At 44.1% G+C, this 15622-nt stretch carries 16 protein-coding genes; 6 read left to right on the top strand and 10 right to left on the bottom strand.

Annotation, left to right across the window (positions count from 1 at the left end):
• Positions 1 to 6 precede the first annotated feature (6 nt).
• The 8 genes from NYE20_RS19615 to NYE20_RS19580 all read right to left on the bottom strand — a co-directional run bounded on the left by NYE20_RS19615 (position 7) and on the right by NYE20_RS19580 (position 6729).
• A complete protein-coding gene (locus tag NYE20_RS19615; protein WP_003227867.1) occupies positions 7 to 303 on the bottom strand; it encodes a DUF3892 domain-containing protein in 297 nt (98 codons plus the stop codon).
• 155 nt (positions 304 to 458) lie between these two features.
• Complete coding sequence (locus NYE20_RS19610) at positions 459 to 995, bottom strand: SH3 domain-containing protein (protein ID WP_021480756.1); 537 nt, start codon at positions 993 to 995, stop codon at positions 459 to 461.
• An 81-nt stretch (positions 996 to 1076) separates the two neighbouring features.
• Positions 1077 to 1994 (bottom strand): ribose ABC transporter substrate-binding protein RbsB, encoded by a 918-nt coding sequence (gene rbsB / locus NYE20_RS19605; protein WP_024572245.1) that lies wholly within the window; start codon positions 1992 to 1994, stop codon positions 1077 to 1079.
• A gap of 12 nt (positions 1995 to 2006) precedes the next feature.
• On the bottom strand, positions 2007 to 2975 hold the full coding sequence (gene rbsC, locus NYE20_RS19600) for a ribose ABC transporter permease RbsC (RefSeq protein ID WP_003227873.1): 969 nt from the start codon (positions 2973 to 2975) through the stop codon (positions 2007 to 2009).
• Between the two features lies 1 nt (position 2976).
• Positions 2977 to 4458 (bottom strand): ribose ABC transporter ATP-binding protein RbsA, encoded by a 1482-nt coding sequence (gene rbsA, locus NYE20_RS19595; protein ID WP_032726997.1) that lies wholly within the window; start codon positions 4456 to 4458, stop codon positions 2977 to 2979.
• A gap of 15 nt (positions 4459 to 4473) precedes the next feature.
• Positions 4474 to 4869, bottom strand: coding sequence for a D-ribose pyranase (gene rbsD, locus NYE20_RS19590; protein ID WP_021480755.1), 396 nt, complete (start codon positions 4867 to 4869; stop codon positions 4474 to 4476).
• Entirely contained in the window at positions 4866 to 5747 is an 882-nt protein-coding gene (gene rbsK, locus NYE20_RS19585; RefSeq protein WP_161621172.1) for a ribokinase, read from the bottom strand. The genes rbsD and rbsK overlap by 4 nt, the downstream gene beginning before the upstream one ends.
• A gap of 1 nt (position 5748) precedes the next feature.
• Positions 5749 to 6729, bottom strand: coding sequence for a LacI family DNA-binding transcriptional regulator (locus NYE20_RS19580; RefSeq protein WP_015714821.1), 981 nt, complete (start codon positions 6727 to 6729; stop codon positions 5749 to 5751).
• Between the two features lie 782 nt (positions 6730 to 7511).
• On the opposite strand from NYE20_RS19580, the gene pgsB reads away from it, so the two are divergent.
• The 5 genes from pgsB (at position 7512) to pgdS (ending at position 11882) form a co-directional block, all read left to right on the top strand.
• The gene (gene pgsB, locus NYE20_RS19575; RefSeq protein ID WP_003227883.1) at positions 7512 to 8693 is read left to right on the top strand and encodes a poly-gamma-glutamate synthase PgsB; all 1182 of its coding nucleotides are present in this window, start codon (positions 7512 to 7514) and stop codon (positions 8691 to 8693) included.
• Between the two features lie 14 nt (positions 8694 to 8707).
• A complete protein-coding gene (gene pgsC / locus NYE20_RS19570) occupies positions 8708 to 9157 on the top strand; it encodes a poly-gamma-glutamate biosynthesis protein PgsC (RefSeq protein WP_003227889.1) in 450 nt (149 codons plus the stop codon).
• Between the two features lie 18 nt (positions 9158 to 9175).
• The gene (gene pgsA / locus NYE20_RS19565) at positions 9176 to 10318 is read left to right on the top strand and encodes a capsular polyglutamate synthetase PgsA (protein ID WP_003227891.1); all 1143 of its coding nucleotides are present in this window, start codon (positions 9176 to 9178) and stop codon (positions 10316 to 10318) included.
• A gap of 14 nt (positions 10319 to 10332) precedes the next feature.
• A complete protein-coding gene (gene edmS, locus NYE20_RS19560) occupies positions 10333 to 10500 on the top strand; it encodes an extrachromosomal elements maintenance protein EdmS (RefSeq protein ID WP_003227896.1) in 168 nt (55 codons plus the stop codon).
• A 140-nt stretch (positions 10501 to 10640) separates the two neighbouring features.
• Entirely contained in the window at positions 10641 to 11882 is a 1242-nt protein-coding gene (gene pgdS / locus NYE20_RS19555) for a gamma-DL-glutamyl hydrolase (RefSeq protein ID WP_161621774.1), read from the top strand.
• Positions 11883 to 11915: 33 nt separating this feature from the next.
• On the opposite strand, the gene ywtE is transcribed toward pgdS, so the two are convergent.
• Positions 11916 to 12776 (bottom strand): 5-amino-6-(5-phospho-D-ribitylamino)uracil phosphatase YwtE, encoded by an 861-nt coding sequence (gene ywtE, locus NYE20_RS19550; protein WP_021480751.1) that lies wholly within the window; start codon positions 12774 to 12776, stop codon positions 11916 to 11918.
• Positions 12777 to 12931: 155 nt separating this feature from the next.
• A complete protein-coding gene (gene tagT / locus NYE20_RS19545; protein ID WP_161621173.1) occupies positions 12932 to 13900 on the bottom strand; it encodes a polyisoprenyl-teichoic acid--peptidoglycan teichoic acid transferase TagT in 969 nt (322 codons plus the stop codon).
• 332 nt (positions 13901 to 14232) lie between these two features.
• On the opposite strand from tagT, the gene NYE20_RS19540 reads away from it, so the two are divergent.
• Positions 14233 to 15606, top strand: a complete 1374-nt coding sequence (locus NYE20_RS19540; protein ID WP_161621174.1) for a sugar porter family MFS transporter — start codon at positions 14233 to 14235, stop codon at positions 15604 to 15606.
• The last annotated feature ends 16 nt before the right edge of the window (positions 15607 to 15622 follow it).

Raw genomic sequence — 15622 nt, 5'->3', positions numbered from 1 at the left:
ATTTGTTTAAAAATCCGGCAGCTCAGACAGGTTATTTTCCTTGATGCCGTCCGGTTCACTTCGCAAAATGTCACGCCCGTATTTATGGAAGACATCAACATGAGCGAGTTTTCCTGATTTTGCTTCTGACAGCGCAGTAGGGTAGTCGAGCTCTCTTCCTGTATTGGTTTTCACTGCGATAATATTGTCTTCCTCATTTCTTCTAACCGCAATAATTTCTTCTTTTCCAGATGGAACATTTTCTTGATCGACAGTTGTTTGCCGGGCTTTATACGATTCATATGCTGCTTCAAATTGATCCATATTTACACCTCCGCTTTTTAGCGTGAACAAAAATGTCGATGATCATGTAAGGTTTCGACACAGCATACGACAATATTTCCTGAGAAATATCTTGGGAATGTGACAAATCAATTCATAATAAAAGGGATTCCGCATAAATGCGGAATCCCTCTCAGTTATTTTGTCATGTGTAAATCCTTTGTTTTCATATAACCTGTCGCACCGCCGTAATCAACGAATACCCAATCAAAATCAAAACCGCCTTTATTCGTTTTACTCCAGCCTAAAAAAGAAACGCTTGTGTCTGCTGGAAGAGTCTTAATGCTCTTTCCATCAGCGGAAGTATATACTTTTGTTTTTGTTTTGGTTTTTACCGTTGTCGCTGCTTTTACAATGTAATGAGTGGAGACAAATCCTATTTTTCCGTTTTTATACTGAACCTTTGCCCAGTCAGCATTTGAGAAGGAAATCAGCTTTAAGCTATCTCCTAGGTGCAGCGTATCGGCTTTCTGGCTTGATGCGGAAGGCTTCGTTCTGACATTTAGAGCCTCTGCTGATACCAAATAAGAATCAATCGGATAACTGTATAAATCATCAATGCTTACCGTTGTTTCTGGCTGTTGGGCATGGATCGTTCCAGCGCCGCCAGCAGCAGCCGCAGTCATTCCAGCCGCAAGTGCTAATGTTGAAAAAAGTTTTGTTGGTTTGTTCATGCCGTTCCTCTCCTCACGTAAGAGAAATAATTCATTCTATATCTCTATTCACGTTATCGCAGGTTCCTAAACATCAGACAATTATTTTTGTGTTTCTAGTTTGAGAGGCGCGGATATTGTTTTTTGCACTTTTTTTCCGTGCAAAATATCATCTGCTGCTTCTGTAGCCAATTTACCGATTAATTCAGGCTGCTGAGCTACGGTGGCTGACAGCTTTCCGTCTTTAATGGAAGCGAGCGCATCTTTATTGCCGTCAAAACCAATCACCAATATGTCTTTCCCCGAGCTGTTAATTGCCTCGAGAGCACCTAGCGCCATTTCATCGTTGTGAGCAAAAACAGCTTGGATATCAGGATGTCCCTGCAGCAGATTTTCCATGACAGTCAGGCCTTTCGTGCGGTCAAAGTCAGCTGATTGTTTTGTGACAACTTGGAGCTTTTGGTCTGCGATGTTATGGAATCCTGAGCCGCGTTCCCGTGTGGCAGATGCGCCGGGGACGCCTTCAAGCTCTGCCACCTTTGCTCCTTTTCCAAGTTTGTCGGCAATAAACGCCGCGGCCATTTCACCGCCTTTTACATTATCGGAAGCAACGAGGGTTTCAACTTTTCCTTGTTCGGCAGATCGATCGATTGTTACGACGGGCACACCGACTGCGTTTGCAGATTCTACTGCCGTTGAGATCGCCGAAGAATCAGTCGGGTTGATTAATAATGCATCAACACCTTGCTGAATTAAATCTTCCACGTCACTCGTCTGTTTCGATGAATCATTTTGTGCATCAACAATGATGACTTTCATTCCCCGTTTTTTAGCTTCTTTTTCGATACCCTTTTTTAATGAGACAAAAAAAGGATTATTAAGTGTTGAGACGGACAAGCCAATGGTGAATTCCTTTTTGTTCCCCGAGTTTGACGGCTTTGCCCATTGGGGAGGCTCAAGCGAACAGGCGGTTAACAAAAATAATGATAACGTTAAAATGACGGATACAGCCTTTTTCATGTGAAAACCCTCCTAAGCTGACTTCTTGCGGTCTAATAATACCGCAATCAAGATAACAATCCCTTTGACAACCAGCTGATAAAATGATGAAACGCCAAGCAGATTAAGCCCGTTATTAAGTGTGCCGATGATCAGGACCCCGATCAAAGTGCCGACAATGCGTCCGCGGCCGCCGGAAAGACTTGTCCCTCCTAAGACGACTGCCGCGATAGCATCAAGTTCGTACGATTCTCCCGCAGTCGGCTGGGCCGAATGCAGGCGGGAAGTCAATATGGCACCTGCAAGAGCGGATAAAAGCCCGGCTAAAGAATAGATCATCACTTTCACGCGCGTCACTTTGATGCCTGAAATGAGCGCGGCTTTTTCGTTGCCGCCGATAGCGTACGTTCGGCGTCCGAATGGTGTTTTATGAAGAAGCACCCAAAGGATGACAAAGGCAAGAACCATCGTAATTGCCGGTACAGGAATGCCTAAAAAGTAACCGCGTCCGAACATCTGAAAAGCGTAGTTTGTGCCAAGTCCAGTAATCGGATTTCCATCTGTATACACTAGCGTCAGTCCGCGAAACACAGTCATGGTCGCAAGCGTGGCGATAAAGGGCGCCATTTTTCCTTTAGTAATCAATAATCCGTTGATCATGCCTAGTACGGCACCAATGATACAGCCAAGGATGATCGCGAGAACTGGATCGACACCGGACACAATCATCCCCGCAACTAAAGCACTGGACAGGGCAAGAATAGCGCCGACAGAAAGATCAATGCCGCCTGTCAAAATGACAAAGGTCATCCCGAACGCGATTAATCCGTTAATGGCGACCTGGCGAAGCAGGTTTAAAATATTCAGCGGTTCAAGAAAGCTGGGATTTAAAATAGATACAATGATAACGAGAATAAATAAACCAAGAAACGGGCCGAGTTTTTGCATGACTCCGTCGAAGTGAATCCGTTTTTGTTCTGTTTGCAGTTGTTCCGTTTTCATATTACCGCCCTCCCGTGGCAAGTGTCATAATTCGTTCTTGTGTTGCTTCTCGCGCATGGATTTCTCCGCTTATTCTGCCTTCATGGACAACGATAATCCGATCGCTCATTCCCAGAATTTCAGGCAGCTCTGATGACACCATGATGATAGCGACGCCGCGTTCGGTCAGCTCATTCATCAGCGTATAAATCTCTCGTTTGGCGCCAACATCCACACCTCTGGTTGGCTCATCCAAGATAAGCACTTTCGGTCCGATGCCGATCCACTTGGCTATCACCACTTTTTGCTGGTTTCCTCCTGATAAATGGCGTGCGTGCGTTTCCGGTGATGCTGTTTTGATAGTGAGGCGTTTGATTAACAGATCGACAAATTCAGCCTCCCGCTTATGATCAATGAGACCCTTTGGTGAGAAGCTGGACAGATTGGGCAGGGCAATATTTTCGCGGATCGAGGTGTCGAGCAGGAGCCCTTCATCCTTGCGATTCTCTGTAATAAAGCCGAGACCTTTTTTCACGGCTTCCTGCGGGTTCTTAATAGCCGTTTTTTTCCCAGCGATCCATATCTCACCCGTGTCCAGCCTGTCAACGCCGAACAGCGCTCTCATCATTTCTGTCCGGCCGGCTCCCATTAATCCTGAAACACCGACGATCTCACCGGAACGCACATAGAAGCTGACATCCTCAAAACTCCCTTTTACGGAGGCATTTTTCACCTCGAATACTTTGTCACCGAGAGAAGGAGTGCGTTTTGGATATCGTTCAGTCAGCTCCCGTCCGACCATTTTTTTGACGACTTCATCAAAATCAGTTTCTGAGATGTTTGTTGTATCTACCGTTTTTCCGTCACGCATGATGGTAATTCTGTCGCAAATCGCAAAAATTTCTTCCATGCGATGCGAAATATAGACAATGGAGACGCCGTTCTTTTTTAACGCTGTAATGACCTCAAAGAGCTTGCTGATTTCACGTTCAGTCAACGCTGCGGTCGGTTCATCCATAATGATGACCTCGGCATTTGTCATAAGCGCTTTTGCGATTTCGATCATTTGCTGCTGTCCGACGGAACATTCGCCGGCTTCTTGATCAAGAGAAAGAGAGACGGAGAGTTTGTCAAACTGCTCCTTTGCTAGCGCTTTCATTTTTCTTGTTTGTAAGACGCCCAGCTTGGAGGATATCTCTTTACCGATAAATAGATTCTCAAGAACGGTCATTTCCGGCCAGATATTCAATTCCTGATGGATAAAGGCTATTCCATGCTGTTCCGCTTCTTTTGGATTGGAAAAATACGTTTCGTTTCCGTTTATGCTGATTTGACCATGATCCGATTTGTGCAGGCCTGTCAAAATGTTCATAAGCGTGGACTTGCCGGCGCCGTTTTCTCCCATTAATGCGTGAACCTCGCCAGGCATGAGCTGAAAGGAAACACCTGACAGCACCTGGTTTTTTCCGAATGCTTTATGAATGTCTTTCATTTCAATCTGCATGTTTCATCCTCCTTTCTAGAAAAGCACACCCGCCTGCAGGATGCAGTTGGCATATGGTGTGAATTCTCCTGTTCTTATGACTGCCTTTGCTTCTTTTGTCAGCAGCTTAAACTCCTCGTGAGAAAGGTATTCAATCTCTTGTTCAGAGAAAAGATTTTCTAGAAATTTCGCATTCTCCTGATTGGATGCTTTTATGTCAGCTGCAGCAATGACTTTTTCGATGACCATCTCGTCAGCGAGCACTGCCGCTGTATCTTGGAAAGCCGGAAGGCCCGGCTTCAGTGAAAGATCAATTTTCAAAACGCCGTCAGGAACCGGCAGTCCGGCATCCGCGATGACAATTTTATCAGTGTGGCCAAGGTCGGCTAAAATCTTGGCAAGATGGCTGTTCAGTATACCGTGTTTTTTCATGACAGCAGCTCCTCTACTTCATTTCTTGTCGGCATCCCGCCTTGGGCACCGAAGGAACAGACAGAAAGGGAAGCGGCACGGTTGGCAAACCGCAATGCGGCTTCAATGTCTTTTTTCTCAGCCAGAGCCACGGCAAATGCTGCGTTAAACGTATCACCGGCTCCCGTTGTATCAACGGGCTCAACAGGGAAGGACGGGATGAGCACCTCTTTACTGCCAGCTGAATAGCGGACGCCTTGTTTTCCTTCTGTAATAAAGAGCTTTGCCGGATAAAGCGCCAGAGCTTCAGAAATGGTAAGCTCAGGGAATAAAATCGAAGCCTCGTGTTCATTCGGCGTCAGATAGGTGGCGTGATCAATGGTTTCCTGCTGCAGCGGGCGGGCCGGTGCCGGGTTTAGCATGATCGGGATATCGTGAGAATGGCAGTATTTGCACACCTCATCAACCGTTTCTTCTGGGATTTCCTGCTGAATCAGGACCATATCGACCTTTTCAATCTGTTCGAGCGCGTTTAACGCATACGCTGGGGTGATGTCATCGTTCGCGCCTTTGACAACGACAATGCTGTTATCACCTTCAGCAAGCACAATATGAGCGGTTCCGCTTTCCGTATGTGTAACCGGTTCCATATAGTCAGTGCGAACGCCGTTAGCTTTGAGATTATTCAAAATAGCTGTTCCATAATGATCGTCTCCAACCTTGCCGACCATAAACACTTGCGCCCCAAGTCTGGCTGCGGCAACGGCCTGATTTGCTCCTTTGCCGCCCGGCACAGTCTGAAATGACGTGCCAAGAACCGTTTCACCGGCTTTTGGGCGTTTGTCCGAGGTGACCACTAAATCCATAGAACAGCTACCAATCACACAAATATTACGCATCTTAATCTTCCTTTCTTGTCGTCTTTCTTCCTATATAGGTGACAGGCATTTGAATTGCCGTTTCTGCCAGCGGCTGTTTTTTGATGATACCCAAAAGCAGTTTGGCAGCTTCTCTCCCCATATCATATGCGGGCTGTTTAATTGTAGAAAGTGGCGGGAACAGAAGTCCGCTTTGCGGAATGTCATCATAGCCGATAATTTGAATGTCCTCCGGCACGTTTTTTCCGCGCCGCAATGCTTCATGTAAAACGGCAGCGGCTTGAATATCATTACTCGCGATCACACCATCTGTCGCTGGATAAGCGGCAAACAGCTCCTTCGCCATCGATTGTGCATCTTTAATTGAAAATGAAGCCGTCTCAATGACCTGAAAATCAACTTCAGCCTGCTTCAAGATTTCCAAAGCGCCGTTAAAGCGGTCTTGAGCGGTCGGCAGGTGAGCGGGTCCTCTCAAGAGCGTAATGCGCTGGCTTTTCCCGTGAATGATAGCCTGAGCGGCTAACTTTCCTCCTGTATAGCCGTCACTGGACACAGAAGGAGCCCCTTCAAGTGTTCTGTCCAGAAAAACAACTGGATAATTCATGCCGCTGTATTCCTCGAGATCCGGGTAATTTGTTGCGGCAATAATGCCTGCGACATGATTTTGCTTAAAGGTTTGAAGGTATTCAAGTTCTTTTTTCAATTCCTCGTCACTGTTGCCGAAAATAAGGCGATAGCCTTCCCGGTTCAATTCATCCTCCGCACCGCGGGCAAGCTGGGGGAAGAAAGGGTTTGTGATATCCGGGAGCAAAAGTCCGATCAGTCGGGATTCTCTTTTATATAGAGATCTGGCGACTTCATTCGGGTAATAGTTCAGCTTCGCCATCGCTGCTATGACACGCGTTCGCGTTTCTTCGTGTACATAGCCGTTATCATTCAGGACGCGGGAAACCGTCGCAACTGAAACGCCCGCCGCTCCGGCGACATCTTTAATTGTAGCCAAAACAGCTCCTCCTTGTTTATGTAACCGTTTACATAGATAGATTATCATGAACAATCCGAAGTTAGCAATAAAAATATCAAAAGAAATCTACTTGTAAATTGTATATATAATTGAAAAATTTAAGGTTTTCACTCTTTTTTTGACAAAGTCTTCACAAATATGGATGAAGATTTCTTGAACAAATATTAAGTTTTATTAAAATTGTTTCAAAGTCATGCGTTTAGACCTGTAAATGGTGAGAAACAGAAAAGACTATCATCCCAGAAAATGTTTAATTATGTTAGAGAATTCGGACTCGTATGTTTAGCGTTTTCATGGCTGGTCCCATTAGTCATTTTGGAATGGGCCTAATATTGCCGCTTCCATGCAGAAAGGATGACATTATGACCTTGTCCTTAAGAAACAGGATAAAACTATTTTGTGTTCATAAGAACCGGAAACACGCATGATAGCAGGAGATGCTTGATAACACAGGCTGAAAAAAGATTGATTTGAAATGCATATTAAATACAAACAGCAGGGTGTGACTATACGTCCAGAAGGATATCAGGAGAAAAATGAAAGCGCATTCTCTTCGATTTTTAAAAAAAGTGATAAGGTGTAAGTCCTGCTGTTTTCCAAAAATAGAAAACAGTTTGTAGGTATAAAATCTCTTTCAAAAGAGAAGTTTGGCTTAGTCGATTAGGGAAGATTATGTTACATAATGCCGATTGAGAATTCATAGTGATTCTATATACTGATGAATGAATTTACAACAATATAGAAGGAGATGTCGAAAAGCAATGTGGTTACTCATTATAGCCTGTGCTGTCATACTGGTCATCGGAATATTAGAAAAACGACGACATCAGAAAAACATTGATGCCCTCCCTGTTCGGGTGAATATTAACGGCATCCGCGGAAAATCGACTGTGACAAGGCTGACAACCGGAATATTAATAGAAGCCGGTTACAAGACTGTTGGAAAAACAACAGGAACAGATGCAAGAATGATTTACTGGGACACACCGGAGGAAAAGCCGATTAAACGGAAACCTCAGGGGCCGAATATCGGAGAGCAAAAAGAAGTCATGAGAGAAACAGTAGAAAGAGGGGCTAACGCGATTGTCAGTGAATGCATGGCTGTTAACCCAGATTATCAAATCATCTTTCAGGAAGAACTTCTGCAGGCCAATATCGGCGTCATTGTGAATGTTTTAGAAGACCATATGGATGTCATGGGGCCGACGCTTGATGAAATTGCAGAAGCGTTTACCGCTACAATTCCTTATAATGGCCATCTTGTCATTACAGATAGTGAATATACCGAGTTCTTTAAACAAAAAGCAAAAGAACGAAACACAAAAGTCATCATTGCTGATAACTCAAAAATTACAGATGAATATTTACGTAAATTTGAATACATGGTATTCCCTGATAACGCTTCTCTGGCGCTGGGTGTGGCTCAAGCACTCGGCATTGACGAAGAAACAGCATTTAAGGGAATGCTGAATGCGCCGCCAGATCCGGGAGCAATGAGAATTCTTCCGCTGATCAGTCCGAGCGAGCCTGGGCACTTTGTTAATGGGTTTGCTGCTAACGACGCTTCTTCTACTTTGAATATATGGAAACGTGTAAAAGAAATCGGTTACCCGACCGATGATCCGATCATCATCATGAACTGCCGCGCAGACCGTGTCGATCGGACACAGCAATTCGCAAATGACGTATTGCCTTATATTGAAGCAAGTGAACTGATCTTAATCGGTGAAACAACAGAACCGATCGTAAAAGCCTACGAAGAAGGCAAAATTCCTGCAGACAAACTGCATGATCTAGAGTATAAGTCAACAGATGAAATTATGGAATTGTTAAAGAAAAGAATGCACAACCGTGTCATATATGGCGTCGGCAATATTCATGGTGCCGCAGAGCCTTTAATTGAAAAAATCCACGAATACAAGGTAAAGCAGCTCGTAAGCTAGGGGGAAATGCAGACATGTTCGGATCAGATTTATACATCGCACTAATTTTAGGTGTACTACTCAGTTTAATTTTTGCGGAAAAAACAGGGATCGTGCCGGCAGGACTTGTTGTACCGGGATATTTAGGACTTGTGTTTAATCAGCCGGTCTTTATTTTACTTGTTTTGCTAGTGAGCTTGCTCACGTATGTCATTGTGAAATACGGTTTATCCAAATTTATGATTTTGTACGGACGCCGAAAATTCGCTGCCATGCTGATAACAGGGATCGTCCTGAAAATCGCGTTTGATTTTCTATACCCGATTGTACCATTTGAAATCGCAGAATTTAGAGGAATCGGCATCATCGTGCCAGGTTTAATTGCCAATACCATTCAGAAACAAGGTTTAACCATTACGTTCGGAAGCACGCTGCTATTGAGCGGAGCGACCTTTGCAATCATGTTTGTTTACTACTTAATTTAATGTAAGGTGTGTCAAACGATGAAAAAAGAACTGAGCTTTCATGAAAAGCTGCTAAAGCTGACAAAACAGCAAAAAAAGAAAACCAATAAGCACGTATTTATTGCCATTCCGATCGTTTTTGTCCTTATGTTCGCTTTCATGTGGGCGGGAAAAGCGGAAACGCCGAAGGTCAAAACGTATTCTGACGACGTACTCTCAGCCTCATTTGTAGGCGATATTATGATGGGACGCTATGTTGAAAAAGTAACGGAGCAAAAAGGGGCAGACAGTATTTTTCAATATGTTGAACCGATCTTTAGAGCTTCGGATTATGTAGCAGGAAACTTTGAAAACCCGGTAACCTATCAAAAGAATTATAAACAAGCAGATAAAAAGATTCATCTGCAGACGAATAAGGAATCAGTAAAAGTCTTGAAGGACATGAATTTCACAGTTCTCAACAGCGCCAACAACCACGCAATGGATTACGGCGTTCAGGGCATGAAAGATACACTTGGAGAATTTGCGAAGCAAAACCTTGATATCGTTGGAGCGGGATACAGCTTAAGTGATGCGAAAAAGAAAATTTCGTACCAGAAAGTCAACGGGGTAACGATTGCGACGCTTGGCTTTACCGATGTGTCCGGGAAAGGTTTCGCGGCTAAAAAGAATACGCCGGGCGTGCTGCCCGCAGATCCTGAAATCTTCATCCCTATGATTTCAGAAGCGAAAAAACATGCGGACATTGTTGTTGTGCAGTCACACTGGGGTCAAGAGTATGACAATGATCCAAACGACCGCCAGCGCCAGCTTGCAAGAGCCATGTCTGATGCGGGAGCTGACATCATCGTCGGCCATCATCCGCACGTCTTAGAACCGATTGAAGTATATAACGGAACCGTCATTTTCTACAGCCTCGGCAACTTTGTCTTTGACCAAGGCTGGACGAGAACAAGAGACAGTGCACTGGTTCAGTATCACCTGAAGAAAAATGGAACAGGACGCTTTGAAGTGACACCGATCGACATCCATGAAGCGACACCTGCACCTGTGAAAAAAGACAGCCTTAAACAGAAAACCATTATTCGCGAACTGACGAAAGACTCTAATTTCGCTTGGAAAGTAGAAGACGGAAAACTGACGTTTGATATTGATCATAGTGACAAACTAAAATCTAAATAAACGGAGTGATAAAGATGAAATTTGTCAAAGCCATCTGGCCATTTGTTGCCGTAGCCATCGTGTTCATGTTTATGTCAGCTTTTAAATTCAATGATCAGCTGACAGATCAGGAAAAACAGAAGATTGATATGGAAATGAATAAAATCCAACAGCAGGAAGAACCGGTAAACGCCAATAAATAATTCAAAAAAGAGAGTGTCTGATGAGACACTCTCTTTTTATTTGCCCAGCATATTCATTCTGTAAAAATATCAAAAAGTCTCTTAACATATTCAAAAAAATACCGATGTTAAAACTGCAAAAAGAGGAGGAGATAATAAAAGTGAACACACTGGCAAACTGGAAGAAGTTTTTGCTTGTGGCGGTTATCATTTGTTTTTTGGTTCCAATTTTGACAAAAGCGGAGATTGCGGAAGCTGATACATCATCAGAATTGATTGTCAGCGAAGCAAAAAACCTGCTTGGATATCAGTATAAATATGGCGGGGAAACGCCGAAAGAGGGTTTCGATCCATCAGGATTGATACAATATGTGTTCAGTAAGGCTGATATTCATCTGCCGAGATCTGTAAACGACCAGTATAAAATCGGAACAGCTGTAAAGCCGGAAAACCTGAAGCCGGGTGATATTTTGTTTTTCAAGAAAGAGGGAAGCACCGGTACTGTTCCGACACATGACGCCCTTTATATCGGAGACGGCCAAATGGTTCACAGTACACAGTCAAAAGGGGTTATCATCACCAATTACAAAAAAAGCAGCTATTGGAGCGGAACTTATATCGGGGCGAGACGAATCGCTGCCGATCCGGCAACGGCTGATGTTCCTGTCGTACAGGAGGCTGAAAAATATATCGGTGTCCCATATGTGTTTGGCGGAAGCACGCCGTCAGAGGGCTTTGATTGCTCGGGGCTTGTGCAATATGTGTTTCAACAGGCACTCGGCATTTATCTGCCGCGATCAGCCGAACAGCAGTGGGCAGTGGGCGAGAAGGTAGCCCCTCAGAACATAAAGCCTGGTGATGTCGTCTATTTCAGCAATACGTATAAAACGGGAATTTCACATGCAGGCATTTATGCGGGCGCAGGCAGGTTCATTCAGGCAAGCCGGTCAGAAAAAGTAACCATTTCCTATTTGTCAGAGGATTACTGGAAATCGAAGATGACGGGTATTCGCCGATTTGACAACCTGACAATCCCGAAAGAAAATCCGATTGTTTCCGAAGCGACGCTTTATGTCGGAGAAGTGCCTTACAAACAGGGCGGAGTAACACCTGAGACAGGATTTGATACAGCTGGATTTGTCCAATATGTCTACCAGAAAGCAGCTGGTATTTCCCTGCCTCGATACGCAACAAGCCAGTACAATGCCGGAACTAAGATTGAGAAGGCGGACCTGAAGCCGGGAGACATTGTGTTCTTTCAATCAACAAGCTTAAATCCCTCCATCTATATCGGAAACGGACAAGTTGTTCATGTCACATTATCAAACGGCGTGACCATCACCAATATGAACACGAGCACATATTGGAAGGATAAATACGCAGGAAGTATACGGGTGCAATAAAAGAAAAAGACTCCAATCTCTGGAGTCTTTTCTTTATGCATATTGGCCTGAAAGAAGCTGGTCTATAAAGTAGGCCACACCATTTTCGTCATTGCTTTTTGTGACAAAGGTGCTTTTTTCTTTTAATTCATCAATCGCATTTTCCATGGCGATTCGGTGTCCGGCGACTTCAAACATGGACAAATCGTTTGGACTATCGCCGATCGCATAGATATCCTGTGTTTCAATTCCGTATATGTCAGCCAGCTTTGTTAACGCGCGTCCTTTTCCTGATGAGGCCGGCAGGATTTCGATAATATGTTTTCCTGAAGAAGTTTGCGCCAGTTTTTTATGATGCTTCAGTTCTTCCTTCGCTTGTTTCAGCTTGTCCATATCAAAGGAGAAGCAAAGAAGCTTATAAATGTTTTCACCGCCGTCAAAAACCGATTCGATATGAGGAATTGGTTTAATGCCAAACTGTTTGAATTGAGTCATGGCTCCCTGCCACAATTCATCCGTCTGCTCGTTTGGGTTTGCGCTCTTTAGAATGTCAAGCTCCGCGTGCAGCTTAGCTTCGCCGTCAAAAGGAGATAGCAGATGGTCATCTGTATATACCTCAAAGTAAATGTTTTTTGAAAGTAAGTAATCAGCAATCGCTTTACCGGCTTCCTGATCCATTAATGTCCGGCTGATCAAACGGTAACCCGTGTCATGGATCGTGCCGCCATTAGCTGCAATGATAGGGATGTCCAAGTCATTCAGCAGTGCTTTTACATCAAATGTCGCTCTTCCCGTGCAAATGGTGACGAGGATGCCGGCATCAACGGCCCGCTTGATCGCCTCTCTGTTTTCCGCAGAAATGACGCTTTCTTTATTCAGTAATGTTCCGTCTAAATCAATCGCAATACATTTCATATGTAGGGGAACCTCCTTAAAAATGAAGCTGCTTCGTGTAGTATGTTCAGCTTGCCTGTGAAACATAATCCATATAAATTAAGGCTAAACGTTACTTTGATAATTTTCAACAAGGAAATATGTAAAACGGGATGGCGTAATCGCCATCCCGTTCATTATACACCTAAATCGTTTTGCAGCTCTTTTTTAACTTCCTGCAGCTTTTGCTGATTCAATTTGAAATAATAGACTCCGGCAGGTTCATAATCATAACCCGTCAGCTGAATAGACTCAACTGATTTCAATGAAGTGATGAACGGGAACAGGCCGATGGCATCTTTAAGAGATAAGTTCATTTTTAAATTTTGCCCCATCGTATCCACAATATCATCATAAGCCGGAATTGAGCTCAATGATTTTGATTTATCTATAATGGCGCTCAGCACTTCCATTTGTCTTTGCCCGCGTAAAAGGTCACTGTCCGCTTTACGTGTTCTTACGTAAGCGAGCGCTTCTTCCCCATCAAGCGTATGTGTTCCTTTTTGAAGAACGACTTTACCTTTTGTATCTTTTTTGATTTGCTGAATGACTTTATCGCTTTTTACAGTTACTTTGACGCCATTTAACTCGTTTACGACGTCTTCAAAAGCCGTGAAATTGCTTTCTACGACATAATCGACGGGAATATCCAGCATTTGTTCAACTGTTTTCACAGTCAGGTCAACGCCGCCGTAGGCGTGAGCATGTGTGAATTTATCATACCCGTGGCCTGGGATATTTACATAGGCATCACGCGGAATGCTCAGCATTTTAGCTGTTTTTTCTTTCCGATTAAATGTAACCAGCACATTCGCGTCACTTCTTGCCTGATCGACGGTCTCGCCGTTTTTCTCCCTGGCATCAATTCCTAAGAGCAATACAGAAAATGAATCTTTTCCAGGATCAAATTCTTTGATCCGTTTTACGGATTGTTCTCCGCGTGCAAGGCTGACGTGAGCTTCCTTAGAAGCATTGTTCAGCTTTACAAAAGCGTAGGCGCCGACAGAGCCTGCCGCAATGACTAGAAAAGCCATTAAACCGGCAACGACTTTCACCCATTTTCTCAGTTTTCTCTTTTTCTTTCTGCGTTGTGTTCGTTCTTCCATATATCAATACCTCACGTTTCTTTAATATTTGAAGCGTACCATTCTATTTGCCATGGGGCAACTCCTCGAAAGACATTTTTCGATAAATATTCCTATATTTATAAGTTCTTGTTTTTGAAAATTGATAATGATGATGTGCTGAATCACCTTATATTGGACGCCGCAGCAGGTAAAATGTTTCAGTGACATTGAAAAAAATACAAGTAAATGATTGGAAAACCTATGATCAGCAAAATAAAAAGGTTTAATAGCCGGAAAAAGAGGCTAAAAGATTTCTAAAAAAATCCCACAGACAATGTCATTGCAGCTGATGGAGAAAGGGAGTCATTTTTATGAAAAAGCAGTCAAATATATGGCTTTATTTTTTCGGAGCTCTTGGAGGCGCGTTATATGGCTATGATACCGGAGTGATTTCCGGAGCTATTTTATTTATGAAAAAGGAGTTAGGCTTAAACGCGTTTACAGAAGGTCTTGTTGTCAGCTCCTTGCTGGTTGGGGCGATATTAGGCTCAGGAGCAGCCGGCAAGCTGACTGACCGTTTTGGAAGAAAAAAAGCAATTATGGCAGCCGCGCTGCTGTTTTGTATAGGCGGTCTTGGTGTGGCACTGGCCCCAAATACGGGAGTCATGGTGCTGTTTCGCATCATTTTGGGACTTGCAGTCGGAACATCGACGACAATCGTGCCCCTTTATTTATCTGAACTGGCGCCAAAACATAAACGCGGGGCGCTGTCATCGCTGAATCAGCTGATGATCACGGTCGGCATCCTTCTTTCTTACATTGTCAATTACATATTTGCCGATGCCGAAGCGTGGCGCTGGATGCTTGGATTGGCTGCTGTGCCGTCATTGCTCTTGCTCATTGGCATTTTGTTTATGCCGGAGAGCCCGCGCTGGCTGTTCACGAATGGCGAAGAAAGCAAAGCGAAGAAAATTCTTAAAAAATTGCGTGGCACAAAAGATATTGATCAGGAAATACATGATATAAAAGAAGCGGAAAAGCAGGATGAAGGCGGCCTGAAGGAGCTGTTCGATCCATGGGTGCGCCCAGCGCTTATTGCAGGTTTGGGACTCGCTTTTTTGCAGCAATTTATCGGAACGAATACGATCATCTACTATGCGCCAAAGACCTTTACAAACGTCGGATTCGGAAACTCCGCTTCGATTTTAGGCACGGTCGGAATCGGCACAGTCAATGTTGTCATGACATTAGTAGCGATTAAAATCATCGACAAGATTGGAAGAAAGCCGTTACTGCTATTCGGGAATGCGGGCATGGTGATCAGCTTGATCGTTCTCGCTTTAGTAAATCTCTTTTTCGATAACACTCCGGCTGCCTCATGGACGACCGTCATTTGTTTAGGCGTGTTTATCGTTGTCTTTGCGGTCAGCTGGGGACCGGTTGTGTGGGTGATGCTTCCTGAATTGTTCCCCCTTCACGTCAGAGGAATCGGAACCGGGGTATCTACCTTGATGCTGCACGTTGGGACATTGATTGTTTCATTAACCTATCCAATATTAATGGAAGCGATCGGCATCAGTTATTTATTCCTGATTTATGCGGCGATCGGTATCATGGCGTTCTTATTTGTCCGTTTTAAAGTGACAGAGACAAAGGGAAAAAGCCTTGAAGAAATTGAGCAGGACTTAAGAAACAAAAACGGGCAGGGAGGATCAGCTGGAAAACAGCAGACTGTCGGAACATAAAAAAGGGGGCGCGATC

The sequence above is a fragment of the Bacillus sp. FSL R5-0416 genome (genome assembly GCF_037975425.1).
GTDB lineage: Bacteria > Bacillota > Bacilli > Bacillales > Bacillaceae > Bacillus > Bacillus subtilis.
Note: the sequence above shows the minus strand (reverse complement) of the source record. Positions and strands in the feature narration are given on the sequence as shown.